This window comes from Streptococcus sp. 2018162 (assembly GCF_019754175.1).
Classification (GTDB): Bacteria; Bacillota; Bacilli; order Lactobacillales; family Streptococcaceae; genus Streptococcus; species Streptococcus hashimotonensis.
Map to the genome: position 1 here is coordinate 169,294 of NZ_JAIJZP010000003.1, position 17,374 is coordinate 186,667.

At 40.1% G+C, this 17,374-nt stretch carries 17 protein-coding genes; 13 read left to right on the plus strand and 4 right to left on the minus strand.

The genetic code is table 11. The annotated features are described in order from the left end of the window. Window positions 1-50: 50 nt before the first annotated feature. Window positions 51-1,280 carry a transglutaminase domain-containing protein gene (locus K5Q22_RS04780; RefSeq protein WP_205013639.1) on the plus strand — a complete coding sequence of 410 codons (1,230 nt, stop codon included), beginning with the start codon at window positions 51-53 and terminating at the stop codon, window positions 1,278-1,280. Between the two features lie 263 nt (window positions 1,281-1,543). Here the strand turns inward: K5Q22_RS04780 and rpsT are convergent, their stop codons facing one another. Continuing rightward, window positions 1,544-1,792: a 30S ribosomal protein S20 gene (gene rpsT, locus K5Q22_RS04785; protein WP_012027069.1), complete on the minus strand. Its 249-nt coding sequence runs from the start codon at window positions 1,790-1,792 to the stop codon at window positions 1,544-1,546. 58 nt (window positions 1,793-1,850) lie between these two features. Then, entirely contained in the window at window positions 1,851-2,771 is a 921-nt protein-coding gene (gene coaA / locus K5Q22_RS04790; protein WP_002935283.1) for a type I pantothenate kinase, read from the minus strand. Window positions 2,772-2,879: 108 nt separating this feature from the next. Here coaA and K5Q22_RS04795 point away from each other — a divergent pair, with 108 nt between their 5' ends. The 9 genes from K5Q22_RS04795 (at window position 2,880) to K5Q22_RS04835 (ending at window position 11,472) form a co-directional block, all read left to right on the plus strand. Beyond that, on the plus strand, window positions 2,880-3,470 hold the full coding sequence (locus K5Q22_RS04795) for a class I SAM-dependent methyltransferase (RefSeq protein WP_024418107.1): 591 nt from the start codon (window positions 2,880-2,882) through the stop codon (window positions 3,468-3,470). Then, window positions 3,467-4,744 (plus strand): pyrimidine-nucleoside phosphorylase, encoded by a 1,278-nt coding sequence (locus tag K5Q22_RS04800; RefSeq protein ID WP_024418108.1) that lies wholly within the window; start codon window positions 3,467-3,469, stop codon window positions 4,742-4,744. The genes K5Q22_RS04795 and K5Q22_RS04800 overlap by 4 nt, the downstream gene beginning before the upstream one ends. 15 nt (window positions 4,745-4,759) lie before the next feature. Beyond that, on the plus strand, window positions 4,760-5,422 hold the full coding sequence (gene deoC / locus K5Q22_RS04805; RefSeq protein WP_024418109.1) for a deoxyribose-phosphate aldolase: 663 nt from the start codon (window positions 4,760-4,762) through the stop codon (window positions 5,420-5,422). Further along, on the plus strand, window positions 5,409-5,798 hold the full coding sequence (locus K5Q22_RS04810; protein ID WP_024418110.1) for a cytidine deaminase: 390 nt from the start codon (window positions 5,409-5,411) through the stop codon (window positions 5,796-5,798). Before deoC ends, K5Q22_RS04810 begins: the two co-directional genes overlap by 14 nt. A gap of 80 nt (window positions 5,799-5,878) precedes the next feature. Next, window positions 5,879-6,946 (plus strand): BMP family protein, encoded by a 1,068-nt coding sequence (locus tag K5Q22_RS04815; protein WP_002940836.1) that lies wholly within the window; start codon window positions 5,879-5,881, stop codon window positions 6,944-6,946. A gap of 193 nt (window positions 6,947-7,139) precedes the next feature. After that, window positions 7,140-8,675 (plus strand): ABC transporter ATP-binding protein, encoded by a 1,536-nt coding sequence (locus K5Q22_RS04820; RefSeq protein WP_024406963.1) that lies wholly within the window; start codon window positions 7,140-7,142, stop codon window positions 8,673-8,675. Further along, window positions 8,668-9,729 (plus strand): ABC transporter permease, encoded by a 1,062-nt coding sequence (locus K5Q22_RS04825; protein WP_205013638.1) that lies wholly within the window; start codon window positions 8,668-8,670, stop codon window positions 9,727-9,729. Before K5Q22_RS04820 ends, K5Q22_RS04825 begins: the two co-directional genes overlap by 8 nt. A gap of 1 nt (window position 9,730) precedes the next feature. After that, window positions 9,731-10,684 carry an ABC transporter permease gene (locus tag K5Q22_RS04830; protein ID WP_002940834.1) on the plus strand — a complete coding sequence of 318 codons (954 nt, stop codon included), beginning with the start codon at window positions 9,731-9,733 and terminating at the stop codon, window positions 10,682-10,684. A gap of 257 nt (window positions 10,685-10,941) precedes the next feature. Then, a complete protein-coding gene (locus K5Q22_RS04835; protein ID WP_105119042.1) occupies window positions 10,942-11,472 on the plus strand; it encodes a dihydrofolate reductase family protein in 531 nt (176 codons plus the stop codon). A gap of 42 nt (window positions 11,473-11,514) precedes the next feature. Here K5Q22_RS04835 and K5Q22_RS04840 read toward each other — a convergent pair whose 3' ends face one another. Continuing rightward, window positions 11,515-12,498, minus strand: coding sequence for an L-lactate dehydrogenase (locus K5Q22_RS04840; protein WP_002940816.1), 984 nt, complete (start codon window positions 12,496-12,498; stop codon window positions 11,515-11,517). Window positions 12,499-12,686: 188 nt separating this feature from the next. On the opposite strand from K5Q22_RS04840, the gene gyrA reads away from it, so the two are divergent. The 3 genes from gyrA (at window position 12,687) to radC (ending at window position 16,682) form a co-directional block, all read left to right on the plus strand. Beyond that, a complete protein-coding gene (gyrA, locus tag K5Q22_RS04845; RefSeq protein WP_024402193.1) occupies window positions 12,687-15,131 on the plus strand; it encodes a DNA gyrase subunit A in 2,445 nt (814 codons plus the stop codon). A 6-nt stretch (window positions 15,132-15,137) separates the two neighbouring features. Continuing rightward, window positions 15,138-15,887, plus strand: a complete 750-nt coding sequence (locus K5Q22_RS04850) for a class A sortase (protein ID WP_024385286.1) — start codon at window positions 15,138-15,140, stop codon at window positions 15,885-15,887. Between the two features lie 114 nt (window positions 15,888-16,001). After that, window positions 16,002-16,682, plus strand: a complete 681-nt coding sequence (radC, locus tag K5Q22_RS04855) for a DNA repair protein RadC (RefSeq protein WP_024385285.1) — start codon at window positions 16,002-16,004, stop codon at window positions 16,680-16,682. Here the strand turns inward: radC and K5Q22_RS04860 are convergent. Continuing rightward, window positions 16,679-17,371, minus strand: a complete 693-nt coding sequence (locus K5Q22_RS04860) for a gamma-glutamyl-gamma-aminobutyrate hydrolase family protein (protein ID WP_044762790.1) — start codon at window positions 17,369-17,371, stop codon at window positions 16,679-16,681. The two genes, radC and K5Q22_RS04860, sit on opposite strands and share 4 nt — an antisense overlap. Window positions 17,372-17,374 lie beyond the last annotated feature (3 nt).

Here is a 17,374-nt window from a genome sequence, read left to right on the forward strand (position 1 = left end):
CGTCAGAAGCCTCCTAATTATGTTATACTTAAACAAGAATGGAGGTAAATATGAGGAAAGTTTCTCGTGGCGTTTTAACCATATTATTGTCGGCGACAGTCCTTTCTGCTTGTTCAGGAGGAGGACAAGAGCTGAGTGAACGTTTGGAAGCAGCTAAAATTGAATTTTCTAAAGAAAAAAAGCAACTAGAAGCAGAATTAACAGCATTAAAAGAAGAGGTTCAAGGAAATTTCTACTACCAACAATTGGATACTGATAAGGAACGTCGTGTCTATCTCCAATTTGTTAATGGACTCAGCAAGCGGATGCAAGTGATCGATATTGATTCTGTTAACGATGAAATATATTCGCGCGTCTATTTTTCTGTCGCTCATGATTATCCAGAATTTTACTGGTTAACAGATGAAGCGGCAATGACTGGCGGAGTTGATATATTGGATTTAGAAGAGCCAGCGTATCCGACTGATTTATCTCCGACACGAAATAAAATAGAAGAGGAAGTGAATAAGATACTTGCTCAGGCACCAACAGGGTCGGACTATGAGAAGGTTAAATATTTTTACGAGGTGATTATAAAGCAAACGGATTACGACCTTGAAGCCCTACAGACCAACTCTGTCACGTGGAGAAGCCAAGGAATTACCAGTGTACTATTAGATAAGAAATCCGTTTGTGCTGGCTATAGTCGCACCTTCCAATATTTATGTAAAAAAGCAGGCATTGATTGTATCTATGTCACAGGGATTGCAAAAAATGGGCAAAACGGTGAGTTTGGGCATGCTTGGAATCTAGTCAAGATAAATGGACAATATTATGGTGTTGATACGACTTGGGGAGACCCAGTTTTTGATCAAGCTATAAGTGGAGAAGCGCATACAGATATTTCATACGATTATCTATGTGTGCCTGATGAAATCTTAGAGAGAAGTAGAATTGCTGATACCGACCTCCTCGACTACTGGGGAGAAGAACAATATTACGAACCTAGAGTATTGACCTATCCGAAGTGCACAGATAATTCATTGAATTACTATGTTCAAAAGGGAGTCTATTTCACAAACTTTGATGAAGCTGCAGTTTTACAGTCCATCACTGATCAGCGACTACAAGGTACGGATAAAGTAGTCTTGCAATTCGGAACAGCAGAAGCAATGCAACAAATGATTACATTGGCCTCTACTGAAAATAATGCTATTTTTCAGGCTTTGGGCGATGTAGGAGAGTATCAGTACTATTATAATGATCAAACCTATACATTTGAACTGGTAGATTGGTTCTAACGAATTAGTTTGAATCTCAAGGAGCGTATTCTTCCCTAATAATAAAAAAATAGGGAGTGGGAAAGACATCCATGATGGCTCCGCCTCACCCACAGAATAATGAAAACGAACATAAAGCCCTCACTAGGTGTAGAATCTTAGTGAGGGCTTTGTGGTTGACGAGTTAATGATGTTATTCATCGAGGGAAAAATTGATCCACTTTGTCCCGCATCCTTATGATGGAAAAAATAAAAAAAAGGAAACCCAAAGGTTTCTTTTTTAATTAAGCAAGTTTTGATGCAAGACGTGCTTTATCGCGGCTTGCTTTGTTTTTGTGAATCAAACCTTTAGTTTCTGCTTTATCGATTGCTGAACTAGCAGCACGGAAAAGCTCTTCAGATGGGTTAGCTTCAAATGCTTTGATTGCAGTACGCATAGCTGATTTTTGTGCTGAGTTTTTCTCGTTTTGTTTAACGTTCAATTCAGCGCGTTTGATAGCTGACTTAATGTTTGCCAATGGTTTCACCTCCACCCTTTCTTGTACTAACTATACCATTATATCTGAAAAGAGTATTTTTGACAAGTGAAATTTATTTTTTTAGATAAATTTTATCAATCTCATGGTTTTCGGCCTTATGAAGAATAATATCAGCACGGTTTCTGGTTGGTTCAATGAATTTTTCTAAGTTAGCTAGATTAATGTTTTTCCAAGTATTCTGGGCAATAGATAGAATCTCAGGGTACGTCATCTGGGTAAAACGATGGTAATAGTTGTTAGGGTCATTTTTTGCCAATGTCAATAATTTTTGGAATCGCTCCAAGTACCAGGTTTCAATATGCTCCACATCAGCGTCAACGTAAATAGACAGGTCAAAATAGTCACTGACATAGAGGCGCTGGTTTTGTGGATTTTGAAATACATTGATTCCTTCAACAATCAAGAAATCTGGAGACTTAATCTCCTGAGTTTTGTTGGGGACAATATCATAGATTTCATGTGAATAGACAGGAATTTGGCAGTCGTAGCCGTTTTTTATCTTATCAAGGAAATCAATCAATTTCTCCATGTCATAGGACTCAGGAAACCCCTTTTTATTTAACAGTTGCCGTTCTTCTAAAACCGCATTTGGATGGAGAAATCCATCCGTTGTCACTAATTCAACCTTGGCGTGTTTAAATGTCCGAGCGATAAGAATTTGCAGCAATCTACTAGTTGTTGATTTGCCGACAGCAACACTTCCAGAAACGCCAATGATAAACGGTTGAGGCTTGATAGTTTTCTGTAGAAATAAACTCTTCGTAAAATTTAGGTCTTTGCGTGCTTTCCGATAGATATGGATAAGATTAACCAAAGGAAGATAGATGTCAGAAACCTCATGTAATTGGATGCGGTCGTTAAAACTTTTAATAGAATTTAGTTCGCTTTGACTAAGTGGAATGGTAGTTTTACGATGTAGTTGTTGCCAAGTGGCTCGGTCAATTTGTTCAAAATTTAAAAATTCATTTTTCATACATAATTCTTCCTATAGGTAAGCGTTTCAATATCGATTTCATTTTATCATATTTTTCATGTAAGAAAAACTCTTGAAAACGTTTTTAGGAAATGTTATAATAAGTACATGTCCAATATGTATTACGAAAAAAATCCTACAGTAGCACATGATATTCATGAAATCCACGTAAACTTACTAGACACCCCAATGTCTTTCATGACAGATGCAGGTGTTTTTAGCAAGAAGATGGTTGATTATGGTAGTCAAGTGCTTTTAAAAACCCTTCATTTTGAAAAAGGGGCGTCGGTGTTGGATGTTGGTTGTGGTTATGGCCCAATTGGTTTGACACTTGCTAAGGTGTTCAGCACCAACACAACACTGATTGATATTAATAGCAGAGCTTTGGATTTAGCTACAAAAAATGCTGAGAGGAATGGTGTTACCGCTAAAATTTATCAATCCAATATCTACGAAAACGTGGACGAAACATTCAATCATATTGTTTCAAATCCACCTATTCGGGCCGGAAAATCGGTTGTACATGAAGTAATTGCTGGAGCCTTTCAACGCTTAGAGGCAAACGGAACCTTGACCATTGTCATTCAAAAGAAACAAGGTGCACCGAGTGCCAAGGCTAAGATGGAAGAGGTGTTCGGCAACTGCCAGATTATAAAGAAAGACAAGGGTTACTACATCCTTGAAAGTGTGAGAGAATGAGAGCAGTTGATTTAATTCAAAAAAAGCGTGATGGCTTAGAACTATCGTCTGAAGAAATCAAATGGTTGATTGATGGATATGTAGCCGGGACAGTACCGGATTATCAAATGTCAGCCTTGGCGATGGCGATTTATTTCAAAGGGATGTCAACACGTGAGATTTCTGATTTGACAATGTCCATGGTTGCAACGGGTGAACAGATTGATTTGTCTGCAATTCCAGGCATCAAGGTAGATAAGCATTCTACAGGTGGTGTCGGAGATAAGGTCACACTCATCTTAGCGCCATTGGTAGCAAGTTTTGATATTCCAGTTGCAAAGATGAGCGGTCGTGGACTTGGTCATACTGGCGGAACCTTGGATAAGTTAGAGTCAATCAAAGGATACCAGATTGAAGTTAGTCAAGAAGATTTCATCAAGCAAGTTCAAGATACTGGTGTTGCAGTTATTGGACAGTCAGACAATCTTGTCAAAGCTGATAAATTGCTCTATGCCCTTCGAGATGTGACAGCAACCGTTGACATTATTCCACTGATTGCCAGCTCGGTAATGTCTAAGAAAATTGCCGCAGGTGCGGATGCGATTCTTCTAGATGTAACAGTGGGAGAAGGCGCCTTCATGAAGACCGTTGAAGAAGCACGGGTTCTAGCTAAAACCATGGTGGATCTTGGGAAGGCGGTTGGGCGTAAGACAGTTGCAGTTTTGACTGACATGTCTCAACCAGTTGGCACTTCGATTGGAAATCGTTTGGAAATTTTAGAGGCTATTGAAATTTTACAGGGTAAAGGTCGAGAAGATGTTACCGAATTTATCTGTGAACTAGCTCAAATTATGTTGGAGCTTGCAAATGTTGAGAAAAGCATTGAAGAAGTACGCCAACATATTGACAATGGTGCAGCTTTGAAGAAATTTGAAGAGATGGTCCTTGCCCAAGGTGGTGACTTAGAAGATTTATATCGTCCAGTTCAGGTTACACAGCAAGTTCCAGTTCTTGCGGAGGAGGATGGATACCTTGTGGGGCTTCCTGCGTTGGAATTCGGTCTCTTTGCAATGAAACTTGGTGCAGGTCGCGCAGTCAAGACAGACGATTTAGATTATGAAACAGGTATTGTCTTCCATAAGAAAGTAGGGGAAGCTGTTTCTAAGGGTGAACAAATCGCAACGATTTATGCCAATGAAAATATTTCGGAAAACATGCTTACAAATTTCCGAAAAAATGTTAAAATAGATAAAGAAAGTGTAAAAACGAAAGAAATCATAGAGATTATTTCTTAATGTACGGAGAAAACCATGAAATTGAATAAATATATTGACCATACAATCTTGAAACCTGAGACAACACAAGAGCAGGTTGAAAAGATTTTGGCAGAAGCAAAAGAATACGATTTTGCAAGTGTCTGTGTTAACCCAACTTGGGTCGCTTTAGCAGCTGAAAGCTTGAAAGATAGTGATGTAAAAGTTTGTACGGTTATTGGTTTCCCTCTCGGAGCAAACACACCTGCTGTAAAAGCATTCGAAACAAAAGATGCAATTTCAAATGGAGCAGATGAGATTGACATGGTTATCAATATCGGTGCTCTGAAAACTGGAAATTACGATTTGGTTTTGGAGGATATTAAAGCTGTTGTAGAAGCAAGTGGTGATAAACTAGTCAAAGTTATCATCGAAGCATGTCTCCTTACTGACGATGAGAAAGTGAAGGCTTGTCAATTATCTCAAGAAGCTGGTGCGGACTATGTTAAAACATCTACAGGATTTTCTACAGGTGGTGCTACAGTAGCGGATGTTGCTTTGATGAGAAAAACAGTAGGTCCTGACATGGGAGTGAAGGCTTCTGGTGGTGCACGTTCGTATGAAGATGCTATTGCCTTTATCGAAGCAGGAGCGTCTCGTATTGGTGCGTCATCAGGCGTGGCAATCATGAATGGAGCACAGGCGGATGGAGACTATTAATTTAATTGAATTAGCTGTAAAAAACAGTCAAAAAGCATACGTACCGTACTCAAAGTTTCCAGTTAGTGCAGTTCTTGTAGCTAAGACAGGGGAAATATTTACGGGTGTAAACATTGAAAATGCGAGCTTTGGTTTGACCAATTGCGCTGAAAGGACAGCTATTTTCAAGGCCATTTCTGAAGGAGTGAAAGATTTTTCTGAAATCATTATTTATGGTGAAACAGAAAAGCCAATATCTCCTTGTGGAGCTTGTCGCCAAGTTATGGCAGAATTTTTTGATAAGGATTTAAAAGTGACCTTGGTCGCTAAAGATAAATCGACAGTCGAGATGACAGTCGGGGAATTACTTCCATATTCCTTTACAGACTTAACCTAGTCTGTATGACAGTCATTTGACTGTAGCAATATTACTCTGCAACAATGTAGTTGCAAAAAGATTTTTAGGAGGGTTCAGAAATGAACAAGAAACTTGTTGGACTTGGTCTAGCAGCTGTTGCGGCTGTATCTTTGGCTGCATGTGGTAACCGTGCTTCAAAAAGCAGTAGCTCAGAAGCATCTTCATCAGCGGACACATCTGTGAAAGCTGCTATCGTTACTGACATTGGTGGTGTTGATGACCGTTCATTTAACCAATCTGCATGGGAAGGTCTTCAAGAATGGGGTAATGCAGCTGGTCTTTCTAAAGGTAATGGCTACGATTACTTCCAATCAGCTAATGAATCAGAATACATCACAAACCTTGATTCAGCTGTTGCTGGTGGTTACAACCTTGTGTTCGGTATTGGTTTTGCCTTGGAGAGTGCGATTGCTGAGGTTGCACCAAATAATCCTGACACACACTATGTAATCGTGGATAGTGTTGTTCCAGATCAAGACAACGTAGTTAGCGTAGGTTTCGCAGACCATGAAGCATCATATCTTGCTGGTGTTGCTGCAGCTAAGTCAACTAAAACAAACCACGTAGGTTTCATCGGTGGTATGGAAGGTGTTATCATCGATCGCTTTGAAGCTGGTTTCGTTGCGGGTGCTAAGTCTGTAAACAAAGACATCAAGATTACAGTTGACTATGCAGGTTCATTTGGTGATGCTGCTAAAGGTCAAACTCTTGCAGCTGCTCAATATGCTGCAGGTGCAGATGTTATCTTCCACGCTTCTGGTGGTACTGGTAACGGTGTATTTGCTGCTGCTAAAGCAGAAAATGAAACTCGTAATGAAGCAGATAAAGTTTGGGTAATCGGTGTTGACCGTGACCAATCAGCAGAAGGTGAATACACTTCTAAAGATGGTAAGTCTTCTAACTTTGTATTGGCTTCAACATTGAAACAAGTTGGTACTTCAGTTAAAGATATTGCAACTAAAGCTGTCGCAGGTGAATTCCCTGGTGGTCAAGTACTTCAATTCTCATTGAAAGATAAAGGTGTTGAATTGGCAGAAACTAACCTTTCAGAAGATGCTTCTAAAGCAGTTGCAGATGCTAAGCAAGCTATCTTGGATGGCAAAGTAGAAGTTCCTGAAAAACCTTAATGAATTTCTTTTCGACAATTCCGATTCGGCGACCCGACGGGGTCGCCGTTTTCGGGCTGAGATTTTTCTCAGTAAAGCCTATCAGCTATGGTAGGTTTTACTGACAAAAATGGTATAGTTGATGAAGAATTTTAAGTACTAAAGTAGTACTGAAGAATTTTCAGAAGGCTATAGTCAGAAAGGATAATAGATTATGACTAAGGATTATGTCATTGAAATGCGCAATATCACTAAGATATTTGGTGAATTTGTAGCAAATGACCACATCAATTTGAATGTCAGACGTGGTGAAATCCATGCCCTTCTTGGTGAGAATGGTGCGGGTAAATCTACTCTGATGAACATGCTTGCTGGCTTGTTGGAACCTACAAGCGGTGAAATTGTTATCAACGGTCAATCCGTGAAGATTGACTCTCCATCCAAAGCAGCCCAATTGGGTATTGGTATGGTGCACCAACACTTTATGTTGGTTGATGCTTTCACAGTTGCTGAGAACATCATTCTTGGTTCTGAAACCACCAAAGGTGGCGTGATTGACCTTAAAAAAGCTATCGCAGAAATTAAAGAACTTTCTGCTAAATATGGTCTTGAAGTTGATCCAACTGCAAAGGTTGCAGATATTTCTGTGGGTGCACAGCAACGTGTAGAAATCCTTAAAACACTTTACCGTGGAGCAGACCTTTTAATTTTTGATGAGCCGACAGCTGTATTGACCCCTGCGGAAATTGCAGAGCTCTTGAAAATTATGAAAGCCTTGGTTGAAGAAGGTAAATCTATTATTTTGATTACGCACAAATTGGATGAAATTCGTGCAGTTGCCGATAGTGTAACAGTTATTCGTCGAGGTAAATCAATCGAAACAGTTGCCGTTGAAGGAGCAACAAACCAAGATTTGGCTGAGTGGATGGTTGGACGTTCCGTTTCCTTTAAAACAGAGAAAGTTGAAGCGAGTCCTAAAGAAGTCATTTTGTCAATTAAGGATTTGGTTGTCAATGAAAACCGTGGTATCCCAGCAGTTAAGGGCTTGTCGCTTGATGTTCGAGCAGGTGAGGTTGTTGGTATTGCCGGTATCGACGGAAACGGTCAAAGTGAGTTGATTCAGGCAATCACTGGTTTACGTAAGGTAAAATCTGGCTCAATCACTATCAAAGGTGAGGAAGTGGTTGGTAAAACCCCACGTAAAATTACAGAAATGCAAGTGAGTCACGTTCCCGAAGATCGTCATCGCGATGGACTCGTTCTTCCGATGACTGTTGCTGAGAACTTTGCGCTTCAAACTTACTATAAAGAACCGATTTCAAAAAATGGTATCTTGAACTATAATACCATTAATGAAAAAGCACGCGCATTAATGGAAGAATTTGACGTTCGTGGGGCGAGTGAACTCGTTCCAATCAAGGCTCTTTCAGGCGGTAACCAGCAAAAAGCTATCATCGCGCGTGAAATCGATCGCAACCCAGACCTTTTCATTGTTAGCCAACCAACACGCGGTTTGGACGTTGGTGCTATTGAGTATATTCGTAAGCGTCTCATTGCAGAACGTGATAAGGGTAAGGCTGTTCTTGTTGTCAGCTTCGAATTGGATGAAATTTTGGATGTATCAGATAGAATTGCTGTTATCCATGATGGTGTCATCCATGGTATTGTTGAACCTGCTAAGACCAATAAACAAGAGTTAGGTGTCTTGATGGCAGGTGGACATATTGAGAAGGGAGAAGAACATGCTTAATAAATATAAGAATTTGGCCCTTCCATTAATGGCTGTGGTCAGTGGTATCCTACTTGGAGCGGTTGTCATGCTTGTTTTTGGCTACGATCCAATTTGGGGCTATGAAGAGTTATTCTATTCAGCTTTTGGTAATATCAAATCAATTGGTGAAATTTTCCGTGCAATGGCACCACTTGTTTTTACTGCTCTCGGTTTCGCAGTAGCTAGTCGTGCAGGTTTCTTCAACGTTGGTTTGTCTGGTCAGGCCTATGTTGGTTGGGTTTTTGCTGGATGGTTTGCCTTGGCGAATCCTGACTTACCACGTCCAGTTTTGATTTTGGGAACAGTCTTGATTGCTATGTTTGCAGGCGGTATTGCTGGAGCTATTCCAGGTATTCTACGTGCCTATTTGGGAACAAGTGAAGTTATCGTTACGATTATGATGAACTACATCTTACTCTATTCATGTAACTATATCATTCGTGATGTATTTGCTGATAGTTTGATGAAGAATACGGACTCGACAGTTAACGTGTCAGCAAATGCCTCTTACCAAACAGAGTGGCTCCGTGCATTGACAGATAACTCACGTATGAATATTGGTATTTTCTTTGCAATTATTGCAGTTTTTGTGATTTGGTTCCTATTGACCAAAACGACTCTTGGTTTTGAGATTCGCTCAGTGGGGCTTAACCCAACAGCATCGGATTATGCGGGTATGTCTGCGAAGCGTACGATTATTTTATCTATGATTATTTCAGGTGCTCTTGCGGGTCTTGGGGGAGCTATCCAAGGTTTGGGTACTTTCCAAAACGTTTACATCCAAAGCGGTAACTTGGATATTGGTTTTAATGGTATGTCAGTAGCGCTTTTAGCTTCTAATTCACCGTTAGGTATTCCATTGGCTGCCTTTCTATTCGGTGTTCTTTCTGTCGGTGCCCCAGGTATGGTACGTGCACAAATTCCACCTGAATTGATCAACGTTGTTACGGCATCAATCATTTTCTTTATCGGTGTGAAATTTATTTTTGAACAATTATTAAAATCTAGAAATAAAGCGAAAGGAGCGAAATAAGATGAATGTTTCAATTCTTGCCTTACTCATTTCGCAAATGTTGATTTATTCAGCACCCTTAATCTTTACCAGTCTTGGAGGAGTTTTCTCTGAACGCGGTGGTATTGTAAACGTTGGTCTAGAAGGAATCATGGTTATCGGTGCCTTTGCTGGTGTTGTTTTCAATATCGAATTTGCAGGGACATTTGGTAATGCTACTCCATTATTAGCTGTTATTGTAGGAGGTCTTGCTGGTGTTATCTTTGCCGCTATTCATGCGATGGCGACGATTAATTTCCGTGCAGACCACGTTGTATCAGGTACGGTGTTGAACCTTTTGGCTCCAGCATTGGGAGTTTTCCTAGTCAAGGTTATCTATAATAAGGGTCAAACTGATAGTATTACTGAATCATTTGGTAAATTTTCATTCCCTATCTTGGCAGATATTCCAATCATTGGTGAAATTTTCTTCAAAAATACAAGCTTGATGGGTTATGTAGCTATTGCAACAGCATTTCTTGCTTGGTTCATCCTTTATAAAACCAAGTTCGGTTTGCGCCTTCGTTCAGTAGGTGAACATCCGCAGGCAGCGGATACTTTGGGAATCAATGTCTACGCTATGCGTTATGCAGGTGTGTTGATTGCTGGTTTCCTTGGTGGTGTTGGTGGAGCTGTAAGTGCTCAATCAGTGAATATCAACTTCTCTGCAACAACAATCGTAGGTTCAGGTTTCATCGCTCTAGCAGCTGTAATTTTCGGTAAGTGGAATCCAATTGGCGCTATGCTTGCCAGTCTATTCTTCGGTCTTTCGCAAAGTTTGGCAGTAGTGGGTGGACAATTACCAGGATTAAAAGATATTCCAACGGTTTATCTTCAAATTGCACCATATTTGATTACTGTTATTGCCCTGTCTGCTTTCTTTGGTAAAGCAGTCGCTCCTAAAGCAGACGGTATCAACTATATCAAATCTAAATAAATAAAAAGGTCCAGTGGACCTTTTTATCATGAGCTTGAAAATACGAAAGCGAATAAGGTCCAGTGGACCTTTTTATCATGAGCTCGAAAATACGAAAGCGAATAAGGTCCAGTGGGCCTTTTTATCATGTTCTTTGCTGTATAGGAAATGAATAATTGTCCTATTCAAAGGAAGAGGAGTTATAGGGACTTTTGGTTGAGAATAGGAAGAATGACTGGTATAATAGTTTGTCACTAAGGTATGAAATGAGGTTAATTGTGAGACGATTGGTGTTAAATATTGCAATGAGTTTAGATGGATTTATTGCACGTAAGGATGGAAGCTACGATTGGATTGAAGGACATGGTACCGATAAATACGATACGGTCTTACAGTTTGATAATCAAAAATTCTTTAACAACTGTGATACAGTTGTGATGGGGAGAAAATCATTAGAAGATTGTCCGTTGGAAATGATTGAAGGACATCAGGAAAAGCAATTTATCGTTGCGAGTCATACTGAGCAGACGGACTATGATAATGTGCGTTTCGTAAGGGACGTCATCGGGGAGATTATGGAACTTCGCTCTCAAGAAGGCGGAGATATTTGGTTGTTTGGTGGGGCGAGTCTGGTTCAGGACTGTTTAGAGGCAGGAGTGATTGATCACCTTATTATTGGGATTATTCCTACTATTTTGGGTGACGGTATTCCACTTTTTGCCTCACTTTTGGAAGAAAAGAAATTGCTCTTGGTAGAGTCAACTGTCACAGATGGAATTGCTATGTTACGTTATGATATTAGAAGGTAAAAAAGGCGAGCTATTGCTCACCTTTTTTACTATTTTATATAATTAGTTTTTTACACCAGCTGCAATTTCTGGGTTTGCGAAAGCATCGTCGATGATGTCTTTCAATTGTTTAGCAGATGCTTGCATTTTTTGCAATTCAGCTTCGCTCAATGGGATATTGACTGGACGAACGATACCGTGGGCACCGATGATAGCAGGTTGACCGATGAAGACATCTTCAACACCTTCGTATTGACCAGCTTGGTAAACTGACAATGGAAGTACTGCATTTTCATCATCAAAGATTGCTTTAGTGATACGTGCAAGTGCAACACCGATACCGTAGTAAGTTGCGCCTTTTTTGTTGATGATTGAGTAGGCTGCATCACGAACAGATACAAACAAGTCAACAAGACCTTGCTCATCAATATCGCGGTTATCTTGCAACCAGTCGTACAATTTCACACCAGCAACGTTGGCATGTGACCAAACTGCAAATTCTGAGTCACCGTGCTCACCCATGATGTAAGCGTGAACTGAACGTGCGTCGATACCGATTTTCTCAGCCAATGCTTGACGGAAACGAGCTGAGTCAAGAGAAGTACCAGAACCGATAACACGCTCTTTAGGGAAACCAGAGAATTTCCAAGTTGAGTAAGTCAATACGTCAACAGGGTTAGCAGCAACAAGGAAGATACCGTTGAAACCAGAGTTAACGATTTCTGTAACGATTTGTTGGTTGATACGAAGGTTTTTCTCTACCAATTCAAGGCGAGTTTCACCTGGTTTTTGTGGCAAACCAGCTGTCAATACAACCAAGTCTGCGTCATGAGCATCTGAATACTCAGCAGAGTAGATTTTTTTAGGGAATGTGAAGGCCAATGCGTGGCTCAAATCTTCTGCATCACCTTGAGTACGGTCTTTGTTGATATCGATGATACCCAATTCTTGACCAATCCCTTGGTTAACAAGAGCATAAGCATAAGCAGAACCTACGGCACCGTCACCGACAAGGATTACTTTTTTGTGTTGTTTAGTTGCAGTCATTGCTAAACATCTCCTTAGTTTTATTTGGGGATGACTTCATCCCGACCATAATACATTCTAGCATGTTTTAAGCTTTTTGTCACTTGTGAAAGCGCCTTTGAAAATGTTTACATGCTAGTTTCCAACAAAGAAATTTATTCGCCAATATGGTATAATAGAAGCACAATGACTGTTGAAAGAGGCATATAATGCAAGATAAAAATTTAGTAACGGTTAATCTGACCAATGAGATGAAATCATCCTTCATCGACTATGCGATGAGTGTTATCGTTTCACGTGCTCTGCCTGATGTACGTGATGGTCTGAAGCCGGTTCATCGCCGTATTTTGTATGGGATGAATGAATTAGGAATTACACCGGATAAACCACATAAAAAATCAGCCCGTATCACAGGGGATGTTATGGGTAAATATCACCCACATGGAGATAGTGCGATTTACGAAGCAATGGTTCGTATGGCACAATGGTGGAGCTACCGTCACATGTTAGTTGATGGTCACGGAAACTTTGGTTCCATGGATGGCGACGGAGCAGCCGCTCAGCGTTATACAGAAGCACGCATGAGCAAGATTGCGCTTGAAATGCTTCGTGATATTAACAAGAATACGGTAAATTTTGCGGACAACTATGACGCGAGTGAACGTGAGCCTGAGGTTTTACCTGCTCGTTTCCCTAACCTTCTAGTTAACGGAACGACTGGTATCGCCGTTGGTATGGCTACCAATATTCCTCCACACAACTTGGGTGAGACTATCGAGGCAGTTAAGCTGGTTATGGACAATCCCGAGGTAACAACACGTGAGATTATGGAAGTCTTGCCTGGACCAGATTTTCCGACAGGTGCCTTGGTTATGGGGAAATCTGGAATTCACCGTGCATATGAAACTGGTAAAGGTTCAATAGTTCTTCGTTCCCGCACAGAAATTGAAGAATATGGAAATGGTCGTGAACGGATTGTTGTTACAGAGTTTCCATACATGGTCAATAAGTCCAAGGTTCAAGAACATATTGTCAAATTAGTCCAAGAAAAACGTATTGAAGGAATCACTGCTGTTCGAGACGAATCCAACCGTGAGGGTGTACGATTTGTTATCGAAGTTCGTCGTGATGCCTCAGCCAACGTCATCTTGAATAATTTGTTTAAGCAAACGCAGCTTCAAACCAACTTTAGTTTCAACATGTTGGCCATCCAAAATGGTGTACCGAAAATCCTTTCTGTACGTCAGATTCTAGAGTCTTATATTGAACACCAAAAAGAAGTAGTCACTCGCCGTACACGATTTGATAAAGAAAAGGCTGAAGCGCGTGCTCATATCTTAGAAGGCTTGCTGATTGCACTTGACCATATTGATGAAGTCATTCGTATTATCCGTAATTCAGAAACTGATGCTATTGCTCAAGCTGAATTGATGGAGAAATTTGACCTTTCTGAACGTCAGAGTCAGGCTATTCTTGATATGCGTCTTCGTCGTTTGACAGGTTTGGAACGCGACAAGATTCAATCAGAATATGATGAGTTAGTGGCATTGATTGCAGATTTGGCTGATATTCTAGCTAAGCCTGAGCGTGTTGTTCAGATTATTAAAGACGAATTAGAAGAAGTCAAACGTAAATATGCTGACCCACGCCGTACAGAATTGATGGTTGGTGAAGTTCTTTCCCTTGAAGATGAGGACTTGATTGAAGAAACGGATGTTTTAATCACCTTGTCAAACCAAGGCTACATCAAGCGTTTAGCACAGGATGAGTTTCAAGCTCAGAAGCGTGGAGGACGTGGGGTTCAAGGAACTGGCGTCAAGGATGATGATTTTGTACGAGAATTAGTTTCTACAAGCACTCATGATCGCTTGCTCTTCTTCACTAACAAGGGACGTGTTTACCGTCTCAAAGGCTATGAAATCCCAGAATATGGTCGTACTGCAAAGGGACTTCCAGTAGTCAATTTGCTTAAATTGGAAGAAAACGAGGCAATTCAAACTATTATCAATGTAACTAAGGACCAGGAGGCAGATAGCTATCTCTTCTTTGCAACCCGCCAAGGTGTTGTAAAACGGACTAGTGTGTCAGAATTTGCCAATATTCGCCAGAGCGGTCTGAAAGCTTTGAATTTGAAAGAAGACGATGAACTCATCAATGTTTTCTTAACAAATGGTCAAGCAGACATTATTATGGGGACTAAGTTCGGTTATTCTGTACGTTTCACTGAAACAGATGTTCGTAATATGGGCCGTACAGCAACAGGTGTTCGTGGTATCAATTTACGCGAGGGAGACCAGTTAGTTGGCGCTACTATGATTTCTGATGACCAAGAAGTACTCGTATTGACGGAAAAAGGTTTTGGTAAACGTACACCAGCCAGTGAGTATCCAACCAAAGGTCGTGGTGGCAAGGGTATCAAGACTCTTAAAGTTGCTGAGAAGAATGGTTCTCTGGCAGGTTTGACAACGGTATCTGGTGATGAAGATATTATGGTTATTACCGATACTGGCGTGATTATTCGTACAAGTGTTGCCAATATCTCTCAAACTGGTCGTTCAACCATGGGTGTAAAAGTGATGCGTTTGAATGATGAAGCGAAAATCATGACCTTTGCCTTGGTAGATGCTGCCGAAATAAAAGAAGAAAAGGAATAAATAATCATGTCAAAACGTGAAAAAAAGAAGAAGCGTAAAGGCTCTTTTTGGCGCAATCTTTTAACAGTTGTATTGATACTGATTTCCCTAGCGTTGATATTCAACACCTCTATCCGTAATTTTATTATCGGCTGGAATACGAATAAATACCAGATTAGCAATGTTACGACAGAGGATATCGAAAAGAATAAACAGGCTGAAACAACATTTGATTTCGATCAGGTTCAGTCTATTTCTACAGAGGCTATTTTAGCAGCTCAGTGGGATGCACAACGCTTACCTGTAATTGGTGGAATTGCGGTTCCTGAGCTTGGTATCAACCTTCCTATTTTTAAAGGGGTCTTCAATACTTCGCTCATGTATGGAGCTGGTACCATGAAGGAAAACCAAGAGATGGGGAAAGGAAATTATGCGTTGGCCAGCCACCATATTTTTGGTGTAACTGGTGCGGCAGATGTTCTCTTTTCACCGCTTGATCGTGCTAAAAACGGCATGAAAATCTATATTACTGACAAGACCAATGTTTACACCTACGTTATTGATAGTGTGGAAATTGTTTCGCCTGAAAGTGTCTATGTCATTGATGATGTAGAAGGACGTACAGAAGTTACCTTGGTAACATGTACGGACTATAATGCAACACAACGTATCATTGTAAAAGGAGTTCTTGAATCAACAACTCCATATAATGAAACTGCAAAAGACATCTTAGATTCCTTCAATAAGAGTTATAATCAGTATGATTATGGACAATAAAACATCTATATATTAAGAATAAAGAAGTGGTATAAGACTGAGGAGATATTCTTTGGTTTTATATGGCTTCTTTTTTTTGCAAGATTTTACGAATAGATAGGTGAGGAGGAAATTATGTATCAAATTGAATTTAAAGAAGAGGCCACTCTACCTAGAGAACGTTTAGTAGAAGTTGGAGCTGAGCGTCTCAGTAATCAGGAATTACTAGCAATTTTTATTAGAACTGGAACAAAAAAAGAACCTGTTTCTATTCTCTCCAATAAATTATTGAATCGTTTAGAGAGTTTAGCGGCTCTAAGAGAATTATCAATTGAAGAATTGCAAAGTTTGACTGGAATTGGGCGCGTTAAGGCGATTGAAATTAAGGCTATGATTGAACTTGGAAAACGTATCAATCAATCAGAGCTACTCTTAAATGAGAGAATTTTGGGAAGTGAGAAGTTGGGACGTAAGATGATTCATGAAATTGGGCATAAGAAGCAGGAGCATCTGGTTGCACTTTATCTTAATACACAGAACCAGATTATCAGTCAAAAAACAATTTTTATCGGGAGTGTTAATCGTAGCATTGCAGAACCACGTGAAATTTTGCATTACGCAGTAAAATGTATGGCAACATCGATTATCATCGTTCATAACCACCCGTCGGGTTCAGTACAACCGAGTAGGAATGATTTGCTATTTACGGAGAATTTAAAAGAGTCCTGCGAAAAGCTAGGACTGGTATTATTAGATCATTTAATTGTTGGAAATAAGGATTACTATTCTTTTAGAGAAGAAAGTGAGTTATTTTAAAGTTTATTGACAATATAGTAGAAGAGGTCTTTTTCAATCTCACGTTTACCGTAGAGTAGTTCAGGATGCCATTGAACCCCTAAAAATTTAGTTGGGTAGGCTGAATGAACTGCTTCAATAATCTGTTGATTATCCGATAGTGCAATGATTTCTAAGTCAGGTGCTAAGTCTTTGATAGCCTGGCGGTGAAATGAGTTTACACTCGGATCGGACTTATATATGTCGTAAAGTGGACTATTTTGAGTCAGTTGAATCGTTTGACTGACTTCTTGTCCGTCTATGTCTTGCCAATGTTCAGAAATTGATTGATGAAGGCTACCACCTTGAGCTACATTGTAGAGCTGTAGACCTCGGCAGATACCGAAGATAGGTTTCTGATTTTCTTGGGCAGCCCTTATGAGGGCTAATTCAAACTCGTCACGCTTTGGTAGATAGTTATCGCTGTCAATAGTCCTTTCTTCGTGATAGTAACTTGGCTGGACATTTTGTCCTCCTGTTAGGATGAGTTTATCAATAAGATGGATATAATATTTTGCCAAATCAGGCTCTGTAACAGGAAGGATGAGTGGGAGTCCGCCAGCATCTTCAATAGCTTGTACGAGGCAAGTCTGGGTATAAGAAAGCAGGGGTTCTGTATGATCCCCTGTTTTATATTCATTTCCAGAAATACCAATAACTGGTTTTTTCATTGC

Bases quoted from the DNA above. Each gene is read 5' to 3' on its own strand.
- K5Q22_RS04780 (WP_205013639.1), top strand. From the start codon at position 51: ATGAGGAAAGTTTCTCGTGGCGTTTTAACCATATTATTGTCGGCGACA.
- coaA (WP_002935283.1), bottom strand. From the start codon at position 2,771: ATGAAAAATGAATTTTTAAATTTTGAACAAATTGACCGAGCCACTTGG.
- K5Q22_RS04795 (WP_024418107.1), top strand. From the start codon at position 2,880: ATGTCCAATATGTATTACGAAAAAAATCCTACAGTAGCACATGATATT.
- K5Q22_RS04800 (WP_024418108.1), top strand. From the start codon at position 3,467: ATGAGAGCAGTTGATTTAATTCAAAAAAAGCGTGATGGCTTAGAACTA.
- deoC (WP_024418109.1), top strand. From the start codon at position 4,760: ATGAAATTGAATAAATATATTGACCATACAATCTTGAAACCTGAGACA.
- K5Q22_RS04810 (WP_024418110.1), top strand. From the start codon at position 5,409: ATGGAGACTATTAATTTAATTGAATTAGCTGTAAAAAACAGTCAAAAA.
- K5Q22_RS04815 (WP_002940836.1), top strand. From the start codon at position 5,879: ATGAACAAGAAACTTGTTGGACTTGGTCTAGCAGCTGTTGCGGCTGTA.
- K5Q22_RS04820 (WP_024406963.1), top strand. From the start codon at position 7,140: ATGACTAAGGATTATGTCATTGAAATGCGCAATATCACTAAGATATTT.
- K5Q22_RS04825 (WP_205013638.1), top strand. From the start codon at position 8,668: ATGCTTAATAAATATAAGAATTTGGCCCTTCCATTAATGGCTGTGGTC.
- K5Q22_RS04830 (WP_002940834.1), top strand. From the start codon at position 9,731: ATGAATGTTTCAATTCTTGCCTTACTCATTTCGCAAATGTTGATTTAT.
- K5Q22_RS04840 (WP_002940816.1), bottom strand. From the start codon at position 12,498: ATGACTGCAACTAAACAACACAAAAAAGTAATCCTTGTCGGTGACGGT.
- gyrA (WP_024402193.1), top strand. From the start codon at position 12,687: ATGCAAGATAAAAATTTAGTAACGGTTAATCTGACCAATGAGATGAAA.
- K5Q22_RS04850 (WP_024385286.1), top strand. From the start codon at position 15,138: ATGTCAAAACGTGAAAAAAAGAAGAAGCGTAAAGGCTCTTTTTGGCGC.
- radC (WP_024385285.1), top strand. From the start codon at position 16,002: ATGTATCAAATTGAATTTAAAGAAGAGGCCACTCTACCTAGAGAACGT.
- K5Q22_RS04860 (WP_044762790.1), bottom strand. From the start codon at position 17,371: ATGAAAAAACCAGTTATTGGTATTTCTGGAAATGAATATAAAACAGGG.